Source organism: Corynebacterium tuberculostearicum (genome assembly GCF_022347385.1).
Lineage (GTDB): Bacteria > Actinomycetota > Actinomycetes > Mycobacteriales > Mycobacteriaceae > Corynebacterium > Corynebacterium tuberculostearicum_M.
Window position 1 is genome coordinate 22,705 of record NZ_JAKRDT010000012.1, and the last position, 17,323, is coordinate 40,027.

At 60.0% G+C, this 17,323-nt stretch carries 16 protein-coding genes; 9 read left to right on the top strand and 7 right to left on the bottom strand.

The genetic code is table 11. The annotated features are described in order from the left end of the window. Positions 1 to 86 precede the first annotated feature (86 nt). Entirely contained in the window at positions 87 to 1,583 is a 1,497-nt protein-coding gene (locus tag MHK00_RS07965; RefSeq protein WP_250411162.1) for a DUF1846 domain-containing protein, read from the bottom strand. 127 nt (positions 1,584 to 1,710) lie between these two features. Here MHK00_RS07965 and MHK00_RS07970 point away from each other — a divergent pair, with 127 nt between their 5' ends. Next, on the top strand, positions 1,711 to 2,526 hold the full coding sequence (locus MHK00_RS07970) for an Fpg/Nei family DNA glycosylase (protein WP_250411163.1): 816 nt from the start codon (positions 1,711 to 1,713) through the stop codon (positions 2,524 to 2,526). 18 nt (positions 2,527 to 2,544) lie between these two features. Next, the gene (locus tag MHK00_RS07975) at positions 2,545 to 4,122 is read left to right on the top strand and encodes a bifunctional ADP-dependent NAD(P)H-hydrate dehydratase/NAD(P)H-hydrate epimerase (protein ID WP_250411165.1); all 1,578 of its coding nucleotides are present in this window, start codon (positions 2,545 to 2,547) and stop codon (positions 4,120 to 4,122) included. 6 nt (positions 4,123 to 4,128) lie between these two features. Here MHK00_RS07975 and MHK00_RS07980 read toward each other — a convergent pair whose 3' ends face one another. Further along, a complete protein-coding gene (locus MHK00_RS07980) occupies positions 4,129 to 4,770 on the bottom strand; it encodes an ABC transporter ATP-binding protein (protein WP_005326966.1) in 642 nt (213 codons plus the stop codon). A 1-nt stretch (position 4,771) separates the two neighbouring features. Then, positions 4,772 to 5,755: an ABC transporter permease gene (locus tag MHK00_RS07985; RefSeq protein ID WP_250411167.1), complete on the bottom strand. Its 984-nt coding sequence runs from the start codon at positions 5,753 to 5,755 to the stop codon at positions 4,772 to 4,774. Positions 5,756 to 5,908: 153 nt separating this feature from the next. Here MHK00_RS07985 and MHK00_RS07990 point away from each other — a divergent pair, with 153 nt between their 5' ends. The 4 genes from MHK00_RS07990 to MHK00_RS08005 all read left to right on the top strand — a co-directional run bounded on the left by MHK00_RS07990 (position 5,909) and on the right by MHK00_RS08005 (position 9,428). Further along, on the top strand, positions 5,909 to 7,009 hold the full coding sequence (locus MHK00_RS07990; protein ID WP_250411170.1) for a sensor histidine kinase: 1,101 nt from the start codon (positions 5,909 to 5,911) through the stop codon (positions 7,007 to 7,009). Further along, positions 7,002 to 7,619, top strand: coding sequence for a response regulator (locus MHK00_RS07995; RefSeq protein ID WP_005325921.1), 618 nt, complete (start codon positions 7,002 to 7,004; stop codon positions 7,617 to 7,619). The genes MHK00_RS07990 and MHK00_RS07995 overlap by 8 nt, the downstream gene beginning before the upstream one ends. After that, positions 7,619 to 8,593: an NAD(P)-binding domain-containing protein gene (locus MHK00_RS08000; protein WP_250411173.1), complete on the top strand. Its 975-nt coding sequence runs from the start codon at positions 7,619 to 7,621 to the stop codon at positions 8,591 to 8,593. The genes MHK00_RS07995 and MHK00_RS08000 overlap by 1 nt, the downstream gene beginning before the upstream one ends. Before the next feature lie 82 nt (positions 8,594 to 8,675). After that, the gene (locus MHK00_RS08005; protein WP_250411174.1) at positions 8,676 to 9,428 is read left to right on the top strand and encodes a DUF364 domain-containing protein; all 753 of its coding nucleotides are present in this window, start codon (positions 8,676 to 8,678) and stop codon (positions 9,426 to 9,428) included. Here the strand turns inward: MHK00_RS08005 and MHK00_RS08010 are convergent. Continuing rightward, positions 9,425 to 10,015, bottom strand: a complete 591-nt coding sequence (locus MHK00_RS08010) for a TetR/AcrR family transcriptional regulator (RefSeq protein ID WP_250411177.1) — start codon at positions 10,013 to 10,015, stop codon at positions 9,425 to 9,427. The two genes, MHK00_RS08005 and MHK00_RS08010, sit on opposite strands and share 4 nt — an antisense overlap. 134 nt (positions 10,016 to 10,149) lie before the next feature. On the opposite strand from MHK00_RS08010, the gene MHK00_RS08015 reads away from it, so the two are divergent. Next, complete coding sequence (locus MHK00_RS08015) at positions 10,150 to 11,151, top strand: ABC transporter permease (protein WP_250411180.1); 1,002 nt, start codon at positions 10,150 to 10,152, stop codon at positions 11,149 to 11,151. Positions 11,152 to 11,254: 103 nt separating this feature from the next. Here the strand turns inward: MHK00_RS08015 and MHK00_RS08020 are convergent, their stop codons facing one another. After that, on the bottom strand, positions 11,255 to 11,845 hold the full coding sequence (locus MHK00_RS08020) for a VanZ family protein (protein WP_250411183.1): 591 nt from the start codon (positions 11,843 to 11,845) through the stop codon (positions 11,255 to 11,257). Positions 11,846 to 11,923: 78 nt separating this feature from the next. Here MHK00_RS08020 and MHK00_RS08025 point away from each other — a divergent pair, with 78 nt between their 5' ends. Continuing rightward, complete coding sequence (locus tag MHK00_RS08025; RefSeq protein WP_080971180.1) at positions 11,924 to 12,898, top strand: MDR family oxidoreductase; 975 nt, start codon at positions 11,924 to 11,926, stop codon at positions 12,896 to 12,898. Between the two features lie 77 nt (positions 12,899 to 12,975). On the opposite strand, the gene MHK00_RS08030 is transcribed toward MHK00_RS08025, so the two are convergent. Then, positions 12,976 to 13,434 carry a MarR family winged helix-turn-helix transcriptional regulator gene (locus tag MHK00_RS08030; RefSeq protein WP_049359150.1) on the bottom strand — a complete coding sequence of 153 codons (459 nt, stop codon included), beginning with the start codon at positions 13,432 to 13,434 and terminating at the stop codon, positions 12,976 to 12,978. Between the two features lie 330 nt (positions 13,435 to 13,764). Between MHK00_RS08030 and MHK00_RS08035 the strand changes: the two genes are divergently transcribed. Further along, positions 13,765 to 14,403, top strand: a complete 639-nt coding sequence (locus MHK00_RS08035; protein WP_049359148.1) for a hypothetical protein — start codon at positions 13,765 to 13,767, stop codon at positions 14,401 to 14,403. A gap of 9 nt (positions 14,404 to 14,412) precedes the next feature. Here MHK00_RS08035 and leuS read toward each other — a convergent pair whose 3' ends face one another. Continuing rightward, positions 14,413 to 17,259 carry a leucine--tRNA ligase gene (gene leuS, locus MHK00_RS08040; protein ID WP_250411185.1) on the bottom strand — a complete coding sequence of 949 codons (2,847 nt, stop codon included), beginning with the start codon at positions 17,257 to 17,259 and terminating at the stop codon, positions 14,413 to 14,415. Between the last annotated feature and the right edge of the window lie 64 nt (positions 17,260 to 17,323).

Below are 17,323 nucleotides of genomic sequence, written 5' to 3' on the forward strand. Positions count from 1 at the left end.
CAGATCCCCAATCTTGTAGCTCTCGCTCATATGACTGCGGCCCCTCCAGCACAAGCTGAAAGGGCCGAACCTTGAGCACGCGAAAGTTAGCGCTTTTGGTACAGCGCCTTCTTGCGGGCGAAGACGGGATCAGAGGTCACGAGCACGCCCAGGTTGCGGAAGATTCCCTCATCCACAGAACCCAGGATGGTGGTGGTGTGGACGTCACAACCAGCAAGCTCCTTGATCTGCTCCAGCGCCTTACGGGCGTTGTCATCCTTCGCCGCAGACACGGACAAGGCGATCAGCACCTCGTCGGTATGCAGGCGTGGATTCTTGGAACCCAGGTGCTTGGTCTTGAGCGTTTGAATCGGCTCGATGGACTCGGGCGACAGCAGGTGGATATCGTCATCGATGCCCGCGAGGTGCTTCAGCGCGTTGAGCAGCATCGCCGCCGAGCAGCCCAGCAGGGGCGCGGTGCGGCCGGTGATCATGGTGCCATCGTGCAGCTGCATAGCGGAGGCGGGTTCACCAGTTTCTTCCGCGCGCTGGCGCGCAGGTGCCACCACGGGGCGGTCTTCTACCTTGATGCCGGCCTTGGCCATGATGACCGCGGCGCGCTCGGATTGCTCGGTGCCCAGACCCGCACGAGCCTCTTCCACCTGTGCCTTGAAGTAACGGCGGATGATTTCTTGCTGGGCGGCGGCGCGGCATACGGCGTCATCAGTAATGCAGAAGCCTGCCATGTTCACGCCCATGTCCGTCGGAGACTGGTACGGGGTGGTGCCGGTGAGCTTTTCCAAAAGCGTGCGCAGCAGCGGGAATGCTTCCACATCGCGGTTGTAGTTCACGGTGGATTCGCCGTGGGCGGACAGGTGGAAGTGGTCAATAATATTGGAATCGTTGAGGTCCACCGTGGCTGCCTCATAGGCCAGGTTCACGGGGTGTTCCAAGGGGAGATTCCAGATAGGGAAGGTTTCAAACTTGGCGTAGCCGGCATTATTGCCGCGCTGGTGCTCGTGGTAGACCTGCGAGAGCGCGGTGGCCAGCTTGCCGGAGCCAGGGCCCGGCGCGGTGACAACGACGAGGTCGCGGGAGGTTTCCGCAAACTCATTGCGGCCAAAACCCTCTTCGGACACGATGAGGTCCGTATTGGTGGGGTAACCAGGGATAACGCGGTGGCGCGCCACCTTGAGGCCGAGGCGCTCTGCCTTTTCAATGAAGGCCTCCGCCTGGGAGTTGCCTTCCTCCAGCTGGGTCATGACGATGTTTTCCACCAAGAATCCGCGGCTGCGGAATACATCCACCAGGCGCAGCAGGTCATCTTCATAAAGAATGCCCAGGTCCGCGCGTACCTTCTGGCGGGAGATATCCTTGGCGTTGATGCAGATGAGGATCTCTACGTCCTCTTTGATGCGCTCCAGCATCGCGATTTTATTGTCCGGGGTGAAGCCGGGCAGCACGCGGGAGGCGTGCATATCGTCAAAAAGCTTGCCGCCCATCTCTAGGTAGAGCTTGCCGCCGATTTCCTCGCGGCGGGCGTGGATGTGCTTCGACTGCAGCTCAATGTATTTCTCGCGGTCAAAGCCGATTTTTTGCGTCATGATTTGAAAGCCTTCCCCTGAGTTAAATCATTCCGCATTTCGAGTTTACGCTATTGTCTCCCCGCAAATAAGTGAGCTGGTTAGCGCCCGGTTTTGCCGAAAATTCTTCCCGATTAAACTGGATTTCATGCCTGAAGGTCACGTCATCCACCGCCTAGCTAAAAAATTCAACGCCGATTTTCGCGGCATGCCGCTGCGCGTGACCAGTCCGCAGGGTCGCTTCGCGGCGGAGGCGGAGCTTCTCGATGGCGAGCGCATCGAGCTGGCAGAGACCTACGGCAAGCACCTTTTCGTGCACTTTAGCGCCCAGGATCCGCACCATATCCTCTATATTCACCTAGGCCTGATTGGCAAGCTGCGCTTCGAGCCCCGCGAGGAAGCCGGGGGACAGATCCGGGTGCGCATTGATAATGGAGCCGAGGCCGCTAACCTGCGCGGACCGCAGTTTTGCCGCCTGCTCACTGAAGAGGAGTACCGCGCACAGCTAACCAAGGTAGGCCAAGACCCGCTGCGCAAGGACGCCGACGTGGAGGCGCTCTGGGCCAAAGTGCATAAATCTCGCCGCAGCATCGGCTCACTCATGATGGATCAGCACCTTTATTCCGGAGTGGGCAATATCTACCGGGCGGAGACCCTCTTTCGCCACGGGCTCTCCCCTTTCCTACCGGGCCGAGATGTTTCCCGTGAAACTTTTGACGCCACGTGGGCGGACTTGGTGGATCTGATGGGGTACGGGGTGGAGCACGGCCGCATCGATACTGTACGGCCCGAGCATTCCCCCGAGGCCATGGGCCGCGAACCGCGCAAGGACGACCACGGCGGCGAGGTCTACGTCTACCGCCGCGCCGGCCTACCTTGCTATATCTGCGGCACCCCGGTGGCAGAAAAGGTCATGGAGGGACGCAACCTATTTTGGTGCCCGACCTGCCAACCGGCTCCTTAAAGGCCTATCCTGGCGGGCATGCGACATGCCTTTAGCGTTGCCGCCGTCCGCGCGGCGGAGCATTCCCTTCTAGCCCAACAGAACTTTGACGATGAGCTCATGCGCTTGGCCGCACGAGGCGTAGCAGCCACGGCCGCGAGCATGCTCGGCGCTTATCGGCGCGTAACTATCCTTGCCGGGCCAGGCGGCAACGGCGGCGATGGACTCTATGCTGGCGCTTTCCTGGCAGAAGAGGGCTACTCAGTGGAGGCCATCCTTGCAGCGGATAGCGCCCACGAACCCGCACTAGAGGCATTTACCGCGGCCGGCGGAACCATTGCGCACGGTCTAGGAGACGCCGATCTGCTTATCGACGCCGTCGCCGGCCTCGCCTCCACCCGCGGCCTATCCGGTGCCCCGCTGCGGGCCTATACCGAGGCCAAGGAGCGCGGGGTCCCGGTATTAGCGGTGGACATTCCGTCGGGCATTAACGCCGATACCGGCGTGGCCGCAGCCGAAGCCGTAGAGGCAGACGTGACCATTAGCTTTGGCTGGGCTCGTACCGGACATATCTTTGCCCCGGAATGCGGTGCGGTGGTCCTCTGCGATCTGCGCCTGCCCGGCGCCCCGCGCTCCTTTGCAGAAGAGCTTTCCGCTACCGCGGAGCCGGTGGGCTATATCGCCAATGAACCCACTATTACCTTGCCCTACCAGTGGCCGACTGAGCCGGTGCTTTCGGGAGAACAAGGCCTGGTCACCGCCCCGAAGCCGGTGGGCTGCACTGGACCAATCCTGGATCCGACTCCGGGGGCGACAAGCACCAAGTACACCGGCGGGGTGACCGCGGTCTGTGCTGGCAGCAGCGCCTATCCCGGCGCGGGCATCCTCGCCGCCACGGGCGCGGTGCGCGCCACGCCGTCCATGGTTCGCGTCGTGGGCAGTGACTCCGTGGTCACGAGCCTGCCGGAGGTAGTGCCTCATGCCAGTGCCCAAGAAAAGGTCCACGCCCAAGCCTGGGTCGTAGGCCCAGGGCGGGGCACCGGACCGGAGGCGGCCGCGGAATTGCGCGCCGTGCTAGAACGCGGGCTGCCCACGATTATCGACGCCGATGCGCTGACCGTGCTTTCGACCGACGGCGATCTACGCGAACTCGTGCGCGATCATCCCTGCGCTGTCCTGACCCCGCATGCCGGGGAGTTTGCGCGGCTCTACGCGGCAACTCTCGGCCGCGAACCTGATCTTTCGGAGGGGCTCGGGGTGCGCCTGCGAGAGCTTTCCGATGCCCTCGACTGCTTCATCCTGCACAAGGGCCGGATCACCACGGTCACGGCCCCAGGCCAGAAAATTTATGGCATGAACGCAGGGCACTCCTACGCGGCCACCGCCGGTTCTGGTGACGTACTCTCTGGCATCCTCGGAGCCACGCTCGCGCAACTGGATGCCGCCGAGGCGGATGCGGAGGCGATAATTATGGAAATCCTGCACGCCGCGGCCATCCACCAACACGCGGCGGCCATTGCCGCCCACACCCCGGACGGCTTTGGCCTTTGCTCCGCCTCTCAGATTGCCGCGGCCGTGCCGCAGGCAATCGCACGACTACTCCTCATGCAGCGCTAGCTGAGGCTAGCTGAGCGCAGAAACCTTCTCCTGCTCGGAGACGTGGCCGTCCTTGACCTCCACGACGCGGTCAGCGAAGTTCAGCAGGGAGCGGTCGTGGGTCACCAGTACGGTTGCGGTGTTCATCTCCTGGGTGACATCGCGCAAGAGGCGGATGATTTCCTGCGAGAGGTGGGAATCAAGCGCAGAGGTAGGCTCATCGGCCAAGAGCAGGTCCGGCTGCTCCATGAGCGCTCGGGCGATATTGACGCGCTGGCGCTGGCCACCGGATAACTGACCCATGCGGCGGTTTCCCATCCCCGCTAGGCCAACAAACTCCAATAGCTCATCGGCGCGCTGTGGGCGCAGCTTGCGGCCAGCGATATGGTCCATGATCACCAATTGGTCGCGCACATTGAGCGAAGACAGCAGGTTGGCCTGCTGGAAGATGATGGAGCGGGTACCGTCCACGTGCACGGACCCGGAGTCTGGGGTGATGAGGCCTGCGGCTACGGACAGCAACGTGGACTTGCCGGACCCGGACTCACCCACGATGGCGGTAAGGGTGTTGGATTCGGCGATGAGGGAGGCGTCGGCAAGCGCGGTGGTCGTGGTCTCACCGTCCTGGTAGGTCACGGTGGCGTTGCGGATATCAAGAATGGTGGACATGTTAAGCATTTCCTCCAAGAGCATCGAGTGGGTTGGCTTTAGCTACGCGGCGGGTAGCAATAAGGGCGCCGGCCATGCCGAGGGCCCAGATGCCAACCGCGGGAACGGCGATGGTGCGCAGGGAAACATCGAAGGGCACGGTGCCGGAAGCAAGCGCGCCGAGCACCCACCCAACGACAGCGCCCGCAATGGTGCCGGCCGCCAAGATGATGGCGGCTTGTGCCAGGGCATCGCGCAAGAGGTAGCGCACGGTGGCACCGAGCGCGCGCAGGATGGACAGGTCGCGGGTGCGTTGAATGGTCCATACGGTCAAGAAAGCGACGGTGACCAGCGCGGAGATGCCATACAAGAAGCCCTGCATGGTAAGCAGCGAGCCGCGCTCAGACTGATAGGCCGCTAGTCCGGAGAAGGACGTGGACACCTTCACGGAGCCTGGAACCTCGTACTTATACAGCGCTGCGGTGCCGATCACGCCTTCCGGAGCGTGGCTAATCTGCTGCCAGGACTCGGTGGAGGCCCACACCACCTCGGAGTGGGAGTACATGGTCTCTGGGACGGTGCCCTCCACCGAAAAGTCGGCGCCGCCTAGGGTGACGGTATCGGCCGCGTCGATGGACTCTGGCAGAAGCACGCCCTCCTCCGGGATGGTCTTATCGCTACCCGGAACCTGGGTGCCGGCCGGCAGGCTGAGGACGGCAACACCGCCGTGGCCCTCCAGCTTGGTCTGGGCCGCACCGAAGGGAATGCCATCGCTGGCGATATCGCCGGCGTGCATCTCGGATTCGCTAAAGGAAGGGTCCTCGGTGGAAAAGGAAATATATGGGTACTCCTCTTCCAGGGACTCCAACGCGGAAGTATTTTGCTTGGACAGGCCCTCCGTCAGGCCGGAGAGCATCACGAGCAAAAGGGTAATGAGCGCAACCGTGCCGCCGATGAGCGCGAAGCGGCCGCGCGCTGTGGTGATTTCTCTGATTGCTAGGAACATAGTTCTATATTCGCTTTATGCAGGTCAGAAGTAATCGGCCAGCTCGCTGAACCTTGAGTCAACCAAGTGGTTGATTCACGGTCCACCCGTACGCGGATATCCTGAGTGGTTGTGTTTAAGGGACAAAAATTATGGGTCTATGGCCTCCACGCCATGTTCGCGTTTCTGCTAGTCTTCGGCGTGACGCGCGCCTATGTGGATGACCGGCTCGACGCCCGGGTGATCGGCTTAGCCATCACCCTCGCCGTGGTGTATTCCGCACAGCGTTGGCTGCCCACATGGTTATGGCTGGGTGGGCTATGCCTCCTGTGGCTGGGCCTGATGGTGCATGCGCAGGATTTCATGTGGCTGGAATTCCCGCTCATTTTTGTCTTTCTGCGCGCCCTGCCCACCATGCCTGGGTTGGTCTCCATCGCCGTGCTGTGGGCAGCAGCGGCATTCATCCCCGCCTGGCTGCACCCCGAGGGCTGGTCCATCGCTGCGGCCGTGGGACCGCTTATCGGTACCGCCTTTGCGGCCACGGTCTTTTTCATCCAGCGGCGGCTGCAGGCAGAGGCGGCGCACCACAGGGACATCGCCAAGCAGCTGCGCGAAACCCAAGCCGAGCTGGCCGCCAGCGAGCACCAAGCCGGCCGACTAGAGGAGCGGGAGCGCCTCTCCCGCGAGATCCATGACACCGTTGCGCAAGGCCTCAGCTCCATCTTGTTGCTCTCCCGCGCGGCCCGCGGCACCGATGATCCAGCGACTAAAGAGGAGCAGCTGGCGGTTATCGAGGATGTCGCGAGCGAGAACCTGGCTGAGGCCCGACGCTTCGTCCGCGAGCTTGCCGGCCCGGATGAGCGGCTGGAAACCCAGCTCACTTCCCTGCTGTCCCAGATGCGCAGCCGTGTAAAAGCCTTGGGGGAAGAGACCACCTTTGAGCTGGTGGTTTCCGGCAGCGGCAAGGTGCCCGAATGCATCAAAGAGGTCATCGTGCGCGCCGCGCAAGAGGGCCTAAATAACGTCATCAAACACGCCCACGCCTCGCGCGCCGTGGTCACGCTCGGCCTTTTCGAGGATGCGGTGACCTTGGACGTCGTTGATAATGGATGCGGACTATCCGCCTCCCCTCGCCCCAGCGGCGGGGATCATGGTTTCGGGCTTACCGGCCTGCGCGACCGCGTGGAAGCTGTGGGCGGCACCATGAACCTGGAATCCGGCGAAGGCACCGCCCTGGCCGTCCGTATCCCGCTGAAGGAGAAAAGCAATGGTTAATGTCATGCTGATTGATGATCACCCAGTGGTCCGGGCCGGCCTGCGTGCCATCCTTAATGCCTTCTCCGATGTCGAGGTAGTCATGGAAGGTTCCACCGGCGCGGATGTAGATAAGCTCTTTACGGACGACGCCCCGCAGGTAGACGCCGTGGTCTGCGATATTCAGATGCCCGGCATGGATGGCATCGCGGCCACCAAGCGGGTAGTGGAGGCCGGCGGCCCACCCGTGCTCATCCTGACCACCTATGACACGCAGGCCGATATCCTTGCCGCGGTGGAGGCCGGCGCGATGGGCTATCTGCTTAAAGATTCCCCCGAGCAGGCGCTGCACGAGGCCGTGCTCAATACCGCCGCGCACCGCCGCACCCTGGCACCGGAGGTAGTGGACCTCCTAGCCCAGCGCGTGGGCCGACCGCAGGAATCGCTGTCCACCCGCGAGCTAGAAATCCTCCGGGCGCTGTCCACCGGTTCCTCCAATAAGGAGCTGGCCAAGCAGCTTTTCATCTCTGAGGCCACGGTCAAAACCCACCTCATTCACATTTTTCAGAAGCTGGGCGTGGAAACTCGCACCGCCGCGGTGACCGTGGCGCGGGAGAGGAAGCTCATTTAATGCTGGACTGCATAGTCATTGGCGCCGGTCAGGCGGGTCTTGCGGTGGGCTATTACCTGCGCAAGAAGGGGCTGAATTTTGTCATTCTGGACGCCGAATCCGGCCCCGGCGCGGCCTGGCGCCACACCTGGCCTTCGCTTACGCTCTTTAGCAATTCCGCCTCCTCTAACCTGCCGGGATGGCCCATGCCCCACCACGAGGGCTTTCCGCCGGCCAGCCACGTTATTGATTATTTTGCGCGTTATGAGAAGCGCTATGAACTGCCCATCCGCCGGCCGGTCAGAGTGGATGCGGTAACCCATGATGGCGCGTGCTTCCACGTCTTTGCCGGTACAGAGCATCTGACCGCGCGCACGGTCGTGGCGGCCACGGGCACGTGGTCCGCGCCCTTTATCCCCTACTACCCCGGCGATTTTGGCGGACAGCAATGGCATTCGGCTTTCTACCCGGGCCCGGAGGACTTTGCAGGGTCCACCGTGGCGGTCGTGGGCGCGGCCAATTCCGGTGCCCAGATCGCGGCCGAGCTCCTGCTGTCCGGCGTGGAGACCACCTGGTATACCCGCAGCTCCCCGCGGTGGATGCCCGACGACGTTGACGGCCGCGTGCTCTTTCAGCGCAATCGCGCCCGCCTCAACGCCATGCTGCGCGGCGAACCAGACCCCGGCGCGGATTCCAACCTGGGCGATATTGTGATGGTTCCGCCGGTCCTACGCGCACGGGATTCCGGACTTTTGCAGGCCACCCCCATGTTTTCTTCGCTTGAAGAAGTCACCGCAGACCACCTCATCTGGTGCACCGGTTTCCGGCCTGCCCTCCGGCCTATCCGCGGGCTCCTTGATGGCACCTCCCCCACCATCGACGGCCTCTTCCTCGTGGGTTACGGCACGTGGACCGGCCCCGGCTCCGCAACCATTACCGGGGTAAGCCCCTTTGCCAAGCAGACCGCGAACGATGTAGCGAATATATGTGACTAAAGCTATAGGTTAGTCCCAGCTAATTCGACTACACTGCCTTCACGCAGAGAGTGCGACACAATTTGGGAAAGCTGGTTTATACATGTCTGCCTGGGATCTCTACGATGACCTCATCGATGCCATTCCCCGTGACATAGTGGTCTCCCGCGCCGCCCAAGGCCCGCGGTGGACCAGGGTATACACCGAAAGCCCTAGCTGCGGCATGGCCATGACTATGTCAGCAACTTCTCGCCCGGCCCAGATGCGCGCCGAGTACTCCGGCGTTCCTTTACGCGCCATAGCCCAGCTGGCCAAGAGCTGGAATTTTTCGGAGGCTTCCTTCGGCATGGCCGCGCTAAATTCCTACTACGCCACACCTTCCGTGGCCGGTGAGCATGGCTTTGCGCTTGCCGACGCCCCCTGGCCCCACATCTTCGATCCCTTCCGCAACGCCGTCGCCGGGAAGAAGGTAGCGGTAATCGGCCACTTCCCTTTTGCACCCAAGGCACTCAACCAGGCTGCAGATTTTTATATGTTGGAGCGCTCGCTCAATGAGGGCGACTATCCCGATTCCGCCGCCGAATACATCCTGCCCGAGTGCGATTATGTCTTCATTACCGGCTCTGCCTTTGTTAATAAGACCGCTCCCCGCCTGCTCGAGCTCTCCCGCGAGTCCTTCAATGTCGTCCTGGGCCCGTCAACTCCCTTAGCCCCGGTACTGCTGGAAGACTACGGCGTATCGCAGGTCACCGGAATGGTCCCCACCTCTCCCCTCGCTATGTTCGAGAGCTTGAGCGGCACCGATGCAGCCACCACCATGTTCGAATGGGGGCACCGAGCGGAATTATCCGCCTAAGGCCGCGCCTCCAAAATCGCCTCGCATGCCGCTGCATAGATCTCTGCTAGCTCGTCGATGGTTTTCTCTCGCACATAGCGAACGAGAATCACGTTGCGCGTGGTCGCAACGCCAGCCAACATTGCGCCAATAAAGGGAATGCGTTCCCGCTTTTCTGGCGTATCGAATACCGTTGCACTCAATTTAGATTGGGATACTAGCTCCAAGAATTGCTCGTCCATATATTGCCGCAATACTCCGGAAGCATGGGAAGAGCCCACTCCGGCGCGCAATACCGCCTTCAACCTCGACCCCATGTCTTCTGCTTCCCAGAGCTGCAAGTACTTGGCAATGAAGCCTTTTAGGTCTGCCACATCTTCCAACCGCCCAGGGAGTTCTTGCAGGCTTGAGACAACCGCGTCAAAAAGGCCTTGCTTGTTTTTGAAGTAGTGCATCACCAGCGCAGGGTCTACCTCGGCCTCTGCCGCCACGCTGCGAATTGTGGTGGCCTCAAAGCCTACATCGCCAAAACGCGTACATGCTGCGGCCAGGATTTTTTCTCGAGTCTCCTCGTTCCCAGGCCGACGTCCTGCATTTTTGTTCTCCATACCGGCCATTTTACCTCTACTTCATTTGAACTTTTCAACACCTGTTGAATTTCAACGTGCGTTGAATTAGCATGTTCAACGTTCGTTGAATTGCGGTTGACGAACTACTCATACGACCCGAAAGCAGGTATCCCATGCACAACGTAAAGAAGGCGCTAGTCGTCGGGGCTCTCGCCCCCTTAGCGCTCACGCTCATCCTTCTAGCCTTCCTCTGGCCGATGGCTACGATGGAACCCCGCGATATTTCCACCGCTGTTGTTGGCGAGCCGCAGCAAGTTACACAGATACAAAACGCTCTCGATGAGAAGAAACCCGGCTTACTTAAGACACAGCCCGCCGCGGATCGAGCCGAAGCTGAACGGCTCATTCAACAACGTGAGGTATCAGGTGCAATCGTCCTTGGCCAAGAGCCCGAGGTTCTTTTCTCTTCGGCAGCGGGCTTGCCCCAGGCGAATATCATCAAAAACCTGTCACAGCCATTGAGTGAGATGGCAAATCGCCAAGCCAAGGCCGCCGCTCAAGCTAAGGGTCTTCCTGAGAGCAAAGTTCCCTCCGCTGAGGTCAAAGCAACAGATGTAGCCCCGCTGGATAGCCGTGATCCGCAAGGAATGGCAATCAATCTCTCAATTCTGCTCGTTGCCATCGGCAGCTTGATCGGCGCGGCACTAATCTCCTTTACCCTGCAGAAAAACAGCCAGCGCCTTCTCGCATTCGCTGTATACGCACCACTCGGTGGCCTCCTCGTTTCCTGGGTCTTTAGCGGGGTATTCGACCTACTGCCGGCTGGCTTCTGGACTTCAGCGGGCGTGTTTGCCCTTGGCATCACCGCCTTCTCATCCTTCATTGTTGGGCTCCGTGCCTTGTTCGGAACTGCAGGGTTCGGGCTCGGCGCTATTACCATAATGCTGATTGGCAACCCCCTAGCCGGAACGATGACCCCCAAGGAATTCATTGCCAAACCATGGGGAGCCGTAGGTCAGTTCTTCCCCAATGCGGCCACTGCTTCCCTAACTCGCTCGGCAAACTACTTCCCCATCGCTCCGATTAGCGCCGAAGTATGGATTCTCCTGGCCTGGATTGCGGTTGGCCTTTGCGCCTTAACGGCAGGCATTGTTAAAGAGCGCAAGCAGTCTTAGCATGAAAGCCCGGCTCCAGAGGATCCCAACCAGCTGCAACCGGCCTAGGGCTCACCGCTCACCGCCCTACCCCAGCGCGTGCGGGCGTCCACTCGTCTAGCTTCTAGACAACAATCCCTGCAATAACGGCAACCAGTAAAGCACCCAAGCCCAACGCTGCCAGCCACCCGATTACTCGTACGGTTCGTAGCTGCGCTTTCGCGCTGCTGCGGCTTACTAGGAACGCGCCCAAAGACGCGCCAAGCGTATTGAAAACCAAGTCATCAACATCGCTGAAACCCAATGAGAATATGTACTGGGCGATTTCAATGCCTAGGCTGAGCATCATCCCTAAAAGGATGGTGCCGCCGCGTCCGAAGCGGACGCGCCGCGAATTTTGTCCCATCACCACCAAGCAGGCACCCAGCGGCATAAAGAGGAAAACATTACCCAAAGTATTGGTCCACGGACCCCACCACGGATGAGGGTTATTAAACCCGTTAAACATCTGCAAATCTAGGCTGCGGCGTGCGTGCGCTGACGCATCGACCACACCGGGGATATCTATGAAAGGCTTGCCCACCGTAGCTACTGCAATAGCCACCATGACAACCACGCAGGCTACGGCTGCACTGCGCCACAGCGTGCGCTTAGCTGGCATGCCAAGCGCACCAATCTGGCGCGAGGCGCGGGTAGGCATCGTGGTCATCGTCATGTTGTTCAAATTAACAAGCGAGCCTGAAAATTCTCCGTGAGATTCGCTGTTAAATGTCTGCATCACATTTAACGTACGATGGTGAGCATGAGCACTCTACTAGTTACTCGCAACGAAGATAAATCCGTTACGACCTCCTTTGAAGAGGGAGAGTTCCTCGGCGAGGGCGACCTTACCGTCGATGTGTCTTATTCTTCGCTGAACTACAAGGACGCCATGGCGATTGCCGGCGATCGTGGCGTCATGCGCACCAGCCCGCTGGTTCCGGGCATCGACGTGGTCGGCACCGTTGCCGAATCCAGCGTGGAACGCCTCCCAGTTGGCACCCTAGTAGCTTCCTTCGGTGATGGCCTAGGCGAGTTTCGCCACGGTGGCTACACCCCAAAGCAGTGTGTGAATTCCCAGGCGACCGTCGCGCTGCCAGCAGACTTCACCGCAGAACAGGCGGCCGCCGTGGGAACCGCAGGTTACACAGCCGCCCTGTGTGTTAACTCCCTGCGCGGACTTCCCGATGGCCCCGTCCTGGTCACCGGCGCCACCGGTGGCGTGGGCTCCATCGCCGTGAATCTGCTGTCCAATGCCGGTTACGAGGTTCACGCGATGACCGGCCGCCCGGATGACTATTCCCAGTACCTCCACGAGCTTGGTGCCCATACCATTGTGGACCGCGCCGAATTTGCTGAGGCCGGAAAGCCCCTGCAGAAGGCAACGTATGCCGGTGCGGTTGATACCTCCGGCTCCCACGTCTTGGCAAATGTATTGGCCCGCACTGTGTGGGGCGGCACCGTCGCCTCTACCGGTATGGCCGCCGGTCCAGACCTGCCCACCACCGTCTTGCCGTTCATTCTGCGCAACGTACACCTTGCCGGCGTCAACTCTGTAGACGCCCCATTGCACTACCGCCAGAACGCTTGGCAACTGCTCGCACGCAAGCTGGACCGGTCCATCCTTGAGTCCCTGACCAATACGATTCCATTGTCGGACGTCGTCGAAGAATCCAAGTCCCTCCTCGAGGGCACCCACCACGGACGCACCGTTCTTAAGATTTCCTAGATCCCGCCTAGCCAATCTTGTAAGGCACCTGCTGTTATGGCGGGTGCCTTTTTACATGCACCGGTCAGCGCGGACAGCTAGCTTTCCGAAGCCCCGCTTTTAGCAACCCCTCTCAACAATTTACGGGAGATCCTGCCCAAAGTATGTAGGTCCTCGTCACTAAGGGTGCTCACTACTATTTCATCGACTGCGGCGGTATGGCGCGCGATGGCTGCACTGAAAGCGGCACTTCCCTTTTCCGTCACTGTGACTTCAATAGCTCGAGTTCCCAACTCCGGCGCGTCCCGCCTGGAAACCAATTTTCGGGACTCCATGCGCAACAGCTGACGATGCAATCGCGACTTCTCCCACCCGAGCTCCACCGCCAATTCATTCGGTCTCGTATGAATTTTTCGACGGCGCTGCAACACCGCCAAAACCGCGTAGTCCGCTTCACTCAGGTTAGAGCCGCTCTGGAGCTGTCCAGACAGCCGCGCATGCAACGCCTCTTGCATGGCGACAAAGTCGCCCCATGCTGCACTCTGCTCCAAGCGCATCGCGTCCTCCTAGAGTCGGTTGTATTTAACAGTTTATACAGCAAGGTTGATCTAGCAACTCATCGTTGCCATATGGGTTGATATGACAACTCCTACTACTTCCCTGCGGGGTGGGTATACATAGACAACAATTTCATCAGCCAACATATTTGGCTAGAAAACATATTTTGTTTCCTTTTGTATAGCTATCTCTAGAGATATTCCACTATGTAGAACGGGATAGTCTTAGGTTAGAAATTGAATGGGTGATGAGGTTTGCCGATTAGAGTTGGCCCGCAAGGGCACTAAGCGCGACCGGCCAAATGGAGCGAAGCGTTTAGAATTGCGGTCATGGATAAGCTATTTGGCACGTGCGGATTCGACTTTTTAGATATAGATGAACTCATTGCGGAGCTGCCGACAGAACACGAACTGTGGGATGCGCCAGGATTCGATCGGGTGATTTTCTACGCGGACCCGTCCGGCATGGCGGTCACAGGGATGGAATACGAAGGGGAATGGGCTGCTGTTCCTTCGTATCGCGGTGGGGAAGAGACGCCGGGGACCATATACCGGGCAACGCCCTATATCGGCATTGTAGAAACGGGGGATTTGCGGTTCGCGGCCCTTACGGATGCACCGTTTGCGCTGCCGGCGGGCAACCCGGTCGGCGGAGAAAAGCTAGAGGGGACATTGCGGCCGACGGTGGCGGCGTTGAATTACGAAGTAGGGGAGCCAGAGGAGTTTTCCTTCACTTCGCCCGCTACCGAACGCTTTTACCGGAACTTAAAGCCCAGCATGTTGAACCCGCAGGTGGAGGTGGCGGGGACTATTGGGGGCGTCGCCAAGCACAGCAACGAGCTAGGCATGGGGGAGTTTTGGGTATGCGACCTCGACGGCCTACCGCTGATTGTGAACGAAAAGCTGGAGGTCGGCCAAGGAATCCGGGCGCACGGCATTGCGCTGTGCGCCACGGAATTTTGGGACTAGATTTACCCTCTACTTGACCACGAGGTTGACCATCCGGCCAGGGACGTAGATTTTCTTGACTACGTTCTTAGCGTTGGTCAGCTCGGCAATCTTGGCATCGGCGAGGACAACCTCGAAGACCGCATCCTGGTCAGCATCAGCAGCTACGTTGATGCGGGCCTTTACCTTGCCGTTGATCTGCACCGGCACCTCGATCTCATCGTCTACCAGGTACTTTTCCTCAAAGGTAGGGAAAGGCTGGTAGGTGATGGTCTCGTCATGTCCAAAGCGCTGCCACAGTTCCTCCGCGATATGCGGGGCAATGGGGGAGACCAACTGTGCGATCGGCTCCACGGCGGCGCGTGGGGCCTCGGTGCGGTAGGTCTTGGTCAGGTAATTGACGTACTCGATAAGCTTGGCCACCACGGTATTAAGCCGCAGGTTCTCGTAATCATCGCGCACGCCCGCGATGGTGCGGTGGAGCTGCTTGAGGTCATCCTCGCTCAAGGCGGCGTCGGTAGTCGCCAGCTCGCCGGTGTCCTCGTTGACGGCCAGGCGCCACAGGCGCTGCAGGAAGCGTTGGGAACCTACGACGTCCTTGGTAGCCCACGGGCGGGAGGTATCCAGCGGGCCCATGGACATCTCATAAACGCGCAGGGTATCGGCACCGAAGTCGCGGCAGATATCGTCCGGGGCCACGGCATTCTTGAGCGACTTGCCCATCTTGCCGTACTCCTGCTTGACCTCTTCGCCGTTGTAGTAGAACTTGCCATCTTTTTCTTCTACTTCAGCGGCCGGCACGTACACACCGCGGGAATCCGTGTAGGCATAGGCCTGAATATAACCCTGGTTGTACAGGCGGCGGTAGGGCTCCTGAGAGCTGACAAAGCCCAGGTCAAAGAGCACCTTATGCCAGAAGCGGGAGTAGAGCAGGTGCAGCACCGCGTGCTCGACGCCGCCGACGTAGAGGTCCACGCCGCCCGGATCCTGCGGGCCATGCTGCTCCGGACGCGGGCCGGTCCAGTAGCGCTCGTTCTCGATATCGCAGAATGCCTCATCATTGCGGGGATCGATATAGCGCAGCTGGTACCAAGAAGAACCCGCCCACTGCGGCATAACGTTGGTATCGCGGAAGTAGGTCTGTGGGCCATCGCCCAAATCGAGCTCTACCTCGACCCAATCGCGCACCTTTGCCAGCGGTGGTTGTGGCTCGGAATCCTTGTCCTCGGGATCAAAGGAAACTGGCTTATAGTCTTCTACCTCTGGCAACTCTACCGGGAGCATGGATTCCGGCAGGGCGTGGGCAAAGCCGTCCTTGTCGTAGACGATGGGGAAGGGCTCGCCCCAGTAACGCTGGCGGGCGAAGAGCCAATCGCGCAGTTTGTACTGCACCTTTTCGCGGCCGGAGCCGTCCTTTTCTAGCCATTCGATGGCCGCGGCAATGGCCTCGGCCTTGTTCAGGCCGTTGAGATCTAGGCCCTTGTCATTGGAGGAATTAACCAGCGCGCCGTCCTCGGTCCAGGCTTCTTCCTCCACGTTTCCGCCAGAGACAACCTCCGTAATAGGTAGGCCGAAGGCCTGGGCGAACTCGTAGTCACGGGTGTCGTGCGCCGGAACTGCCATGATGGCACCGGTGCCGTAGCCGGTCAGCACATAGTCCGCGATGAAGATCGGGACCTTCTTGCCAGAGACCGGGTTGGTGGCATAAGTACCCAGGAAGACGCCAGTCTTTTCCTTGTTCTCCTGGCGCTCCAGGTCGGACTTGGCGGCAATATCGGTGCGGTAGGACTCAACGGCCTCCTTCGGATCATCGTGGCCGTAGGTCCAACGCTCATCCACGTCATCGTCATAGGGGATGGGGGAGAGGAGGGCGTCGACAAGCTCATGCTCTGGGGCCAGCACCACGTACTCGGCGCCGAAGAGGGTATCCGGGCGGGTAGTGAAGACCTCAATCTCGTAGCCTTCAGCTGGGAAGGAGACCTCTGCGCCGCGGGAACGCCCAATCCAATTGCGCTGCATGGACTTAACCTTCTCCGGCCAATCCAAAAGCTCCAGATCATCCAGCAAGCGATCGGAGTAGGCGGTAATGCGCATCATCCACTGCGAGAGGTTCTTACGGAAGACCGGGAAATTTCCGCGCTCGGACTTACCCTCAGCGGTGACCTCCTCGTTTGCCAGCACGGTGCCCAAGCCTGGGCACCAATTCACCGTGGAATTAGACAGGTAAACCAAGCGGAATTCATCGATAGCCGCAGCCTTTTCCTCTTCGGTGAGGTCCTCGTAGTAGCGGCCGTCCTTGGTGGTGCGCTTATTGGCCTCTAGTTCCTTGATGAGCTCTGCAATCGGGCGCGCCTTCTGCTGTTCCTCATCAAACCAAGAGTTATAAATCTGCAGGAAGATCCACTGCGTCCACTTGAAGAACTCCGGATCGGTCGATTCCACGGAGCGGCGCGGATCGTGGCCCAGGCCCAACATGCCCAGCTGGCGGCGCATGTTTTCAATATTCGCCTCGGTGGTGGTGCGCGGGTGGGTACCGGTCTGGATGGCGTACTGCTCGGCCGGCAAGCCGAAGGCGTCGTAGCCCAAGGTGTGCAGCACGTTCTTGCCCAGCATGCGGTTATAGCGGGCGTACGTATCGGTGGCGATATATCCCAGTGGGTGTCCCACGTGCAGGCCCGCACCGGAAGGGTAGGGGAACATATCCTGCACATTGAGCTTTTCCTTAGGCAACTCGCCCGCATCGGTGGCGAGCTCGCCGACCGGGTTCGGGGCATTAAAGGTGCCATTGTCTTTCCAGTACTGCTGCCAGGTCTTCTCGATCTGGTTCGCCAGCTCCGGGGTATAGCGGTACGAAGTGGAATCGCTCTGGGTAGTCATAATCACACAGTGTAATAGCCGTATCCCGGCGCGGGGTAGTTCGCTACGCTTTCCGCGTTCCGCA

Coding starts and splice junctions, on each gene's coding strand:
- MHK00_RS07965 (WP_250411162.1), bottom strand. CDS start 1,583: ATGACGCAAAAAATCGGCTTTGACCGCGAGAAATACATTGAGCTGCAG.
- MHK00_RS07970 (WP_250411163.1), top strand. CDS start 1,711: ATGCCTGAAGGTCACGTCATCCACCGCCTAGCTAAAAAATTCAACGCC.
- MHK00_RS07975 (WP_250411165.1), top strand. CDS start 2,545: ATGCGACATGCCTTTAGCGTTGCCGCCGTCCGCGCGGCGGAGCATTCC.
- MHK00_RS07980 (WP_005326966.1), bottom strand. CDS start 4,770: ATGTCCACCATTCTTGATATCCGCAACGCCACCGTGACCTACCAGGAC.
- MHK00_RS07985 (WP_250411167.1), bottom strand. CDS start 5,755: ATGTTCCTAGCAATCAGAGAAATCACCACAGCGCGCGGCCGCTTCGCG.
- MHK00_RS07990 (WP_250411170.1), top strand. CDS start 5,909: ATGTTCGCGTTTCTGCTAGTCTTCGGCGTGACGCGCGCCTATGTGGAT.
- MHK00_RS07995 (WP_005325921.1), top strand. CDS start 7,002: ATGGTTAATGTCATGCTGATTGATGATCACCCAGTGGTCCGGGCCGGC.
- MHK00_RS08000 (WP_250411173.1), top strand. CDS start 7,619: ATGCTGGACTGCATAGTCATTGGCGCCGGTCAGGCGGGTCTTGCGGTG.
- MHK00_RS08005 (WP_250411174.1), top strand. CDS start 8,676: ATGTCTGCCTGGGATCTCTACGATGACCTCATCGATGCCATTCCCCGT.
- MHK00_RS08010 (WP_250411177.1), bottom strand. CDS start 10,015: ATGGAGAACAAAAATGCAGGACGTCGGCCTGGGAACGAGGAGACTCGA.
- MHK00_RS08015 (WP_250411180.1), top strand. CDS start 10,150: ATGCACAACGTAAAGAAGGCGCTAGTCGTCGGGGCTCTCGCCCCCTTA.
- MHK00_RS08020 (WP_250411183.1), bottom strand. CDS start 11,845: ATGACGATGACCACGATGCCTACCCGCGCCTCGCGCCAGATTGGTGCG.
- MHK00_RS08025 (WP_080971180.1), top strand. CDS start 11,924: ATGGTGAGCATGAGCACTCTACTAGTTACTCGCAACGAAGATAAATCC.
- MHK00_RS08030 (WP_049359150.1), bottom strand. CDS start 13,434: ATGCGCTTGGAGCAGAGTGCAGCATGGGGCGACTTTGTCGCCATGCAA.
- MHK00_RS08035 (WP_049359148.1), top strand. CDS start 13,765: ATGGATAAGCTATTTGGCACGTGCGGATTCGACTTTTTAGATATAGAT.
- leuS (WP_250411185.1), bottom strand. CDS start 17,259: ATGACTACCCAGAGCGATTCCACTTCGTACCGCTATACCCCGGAGCTG.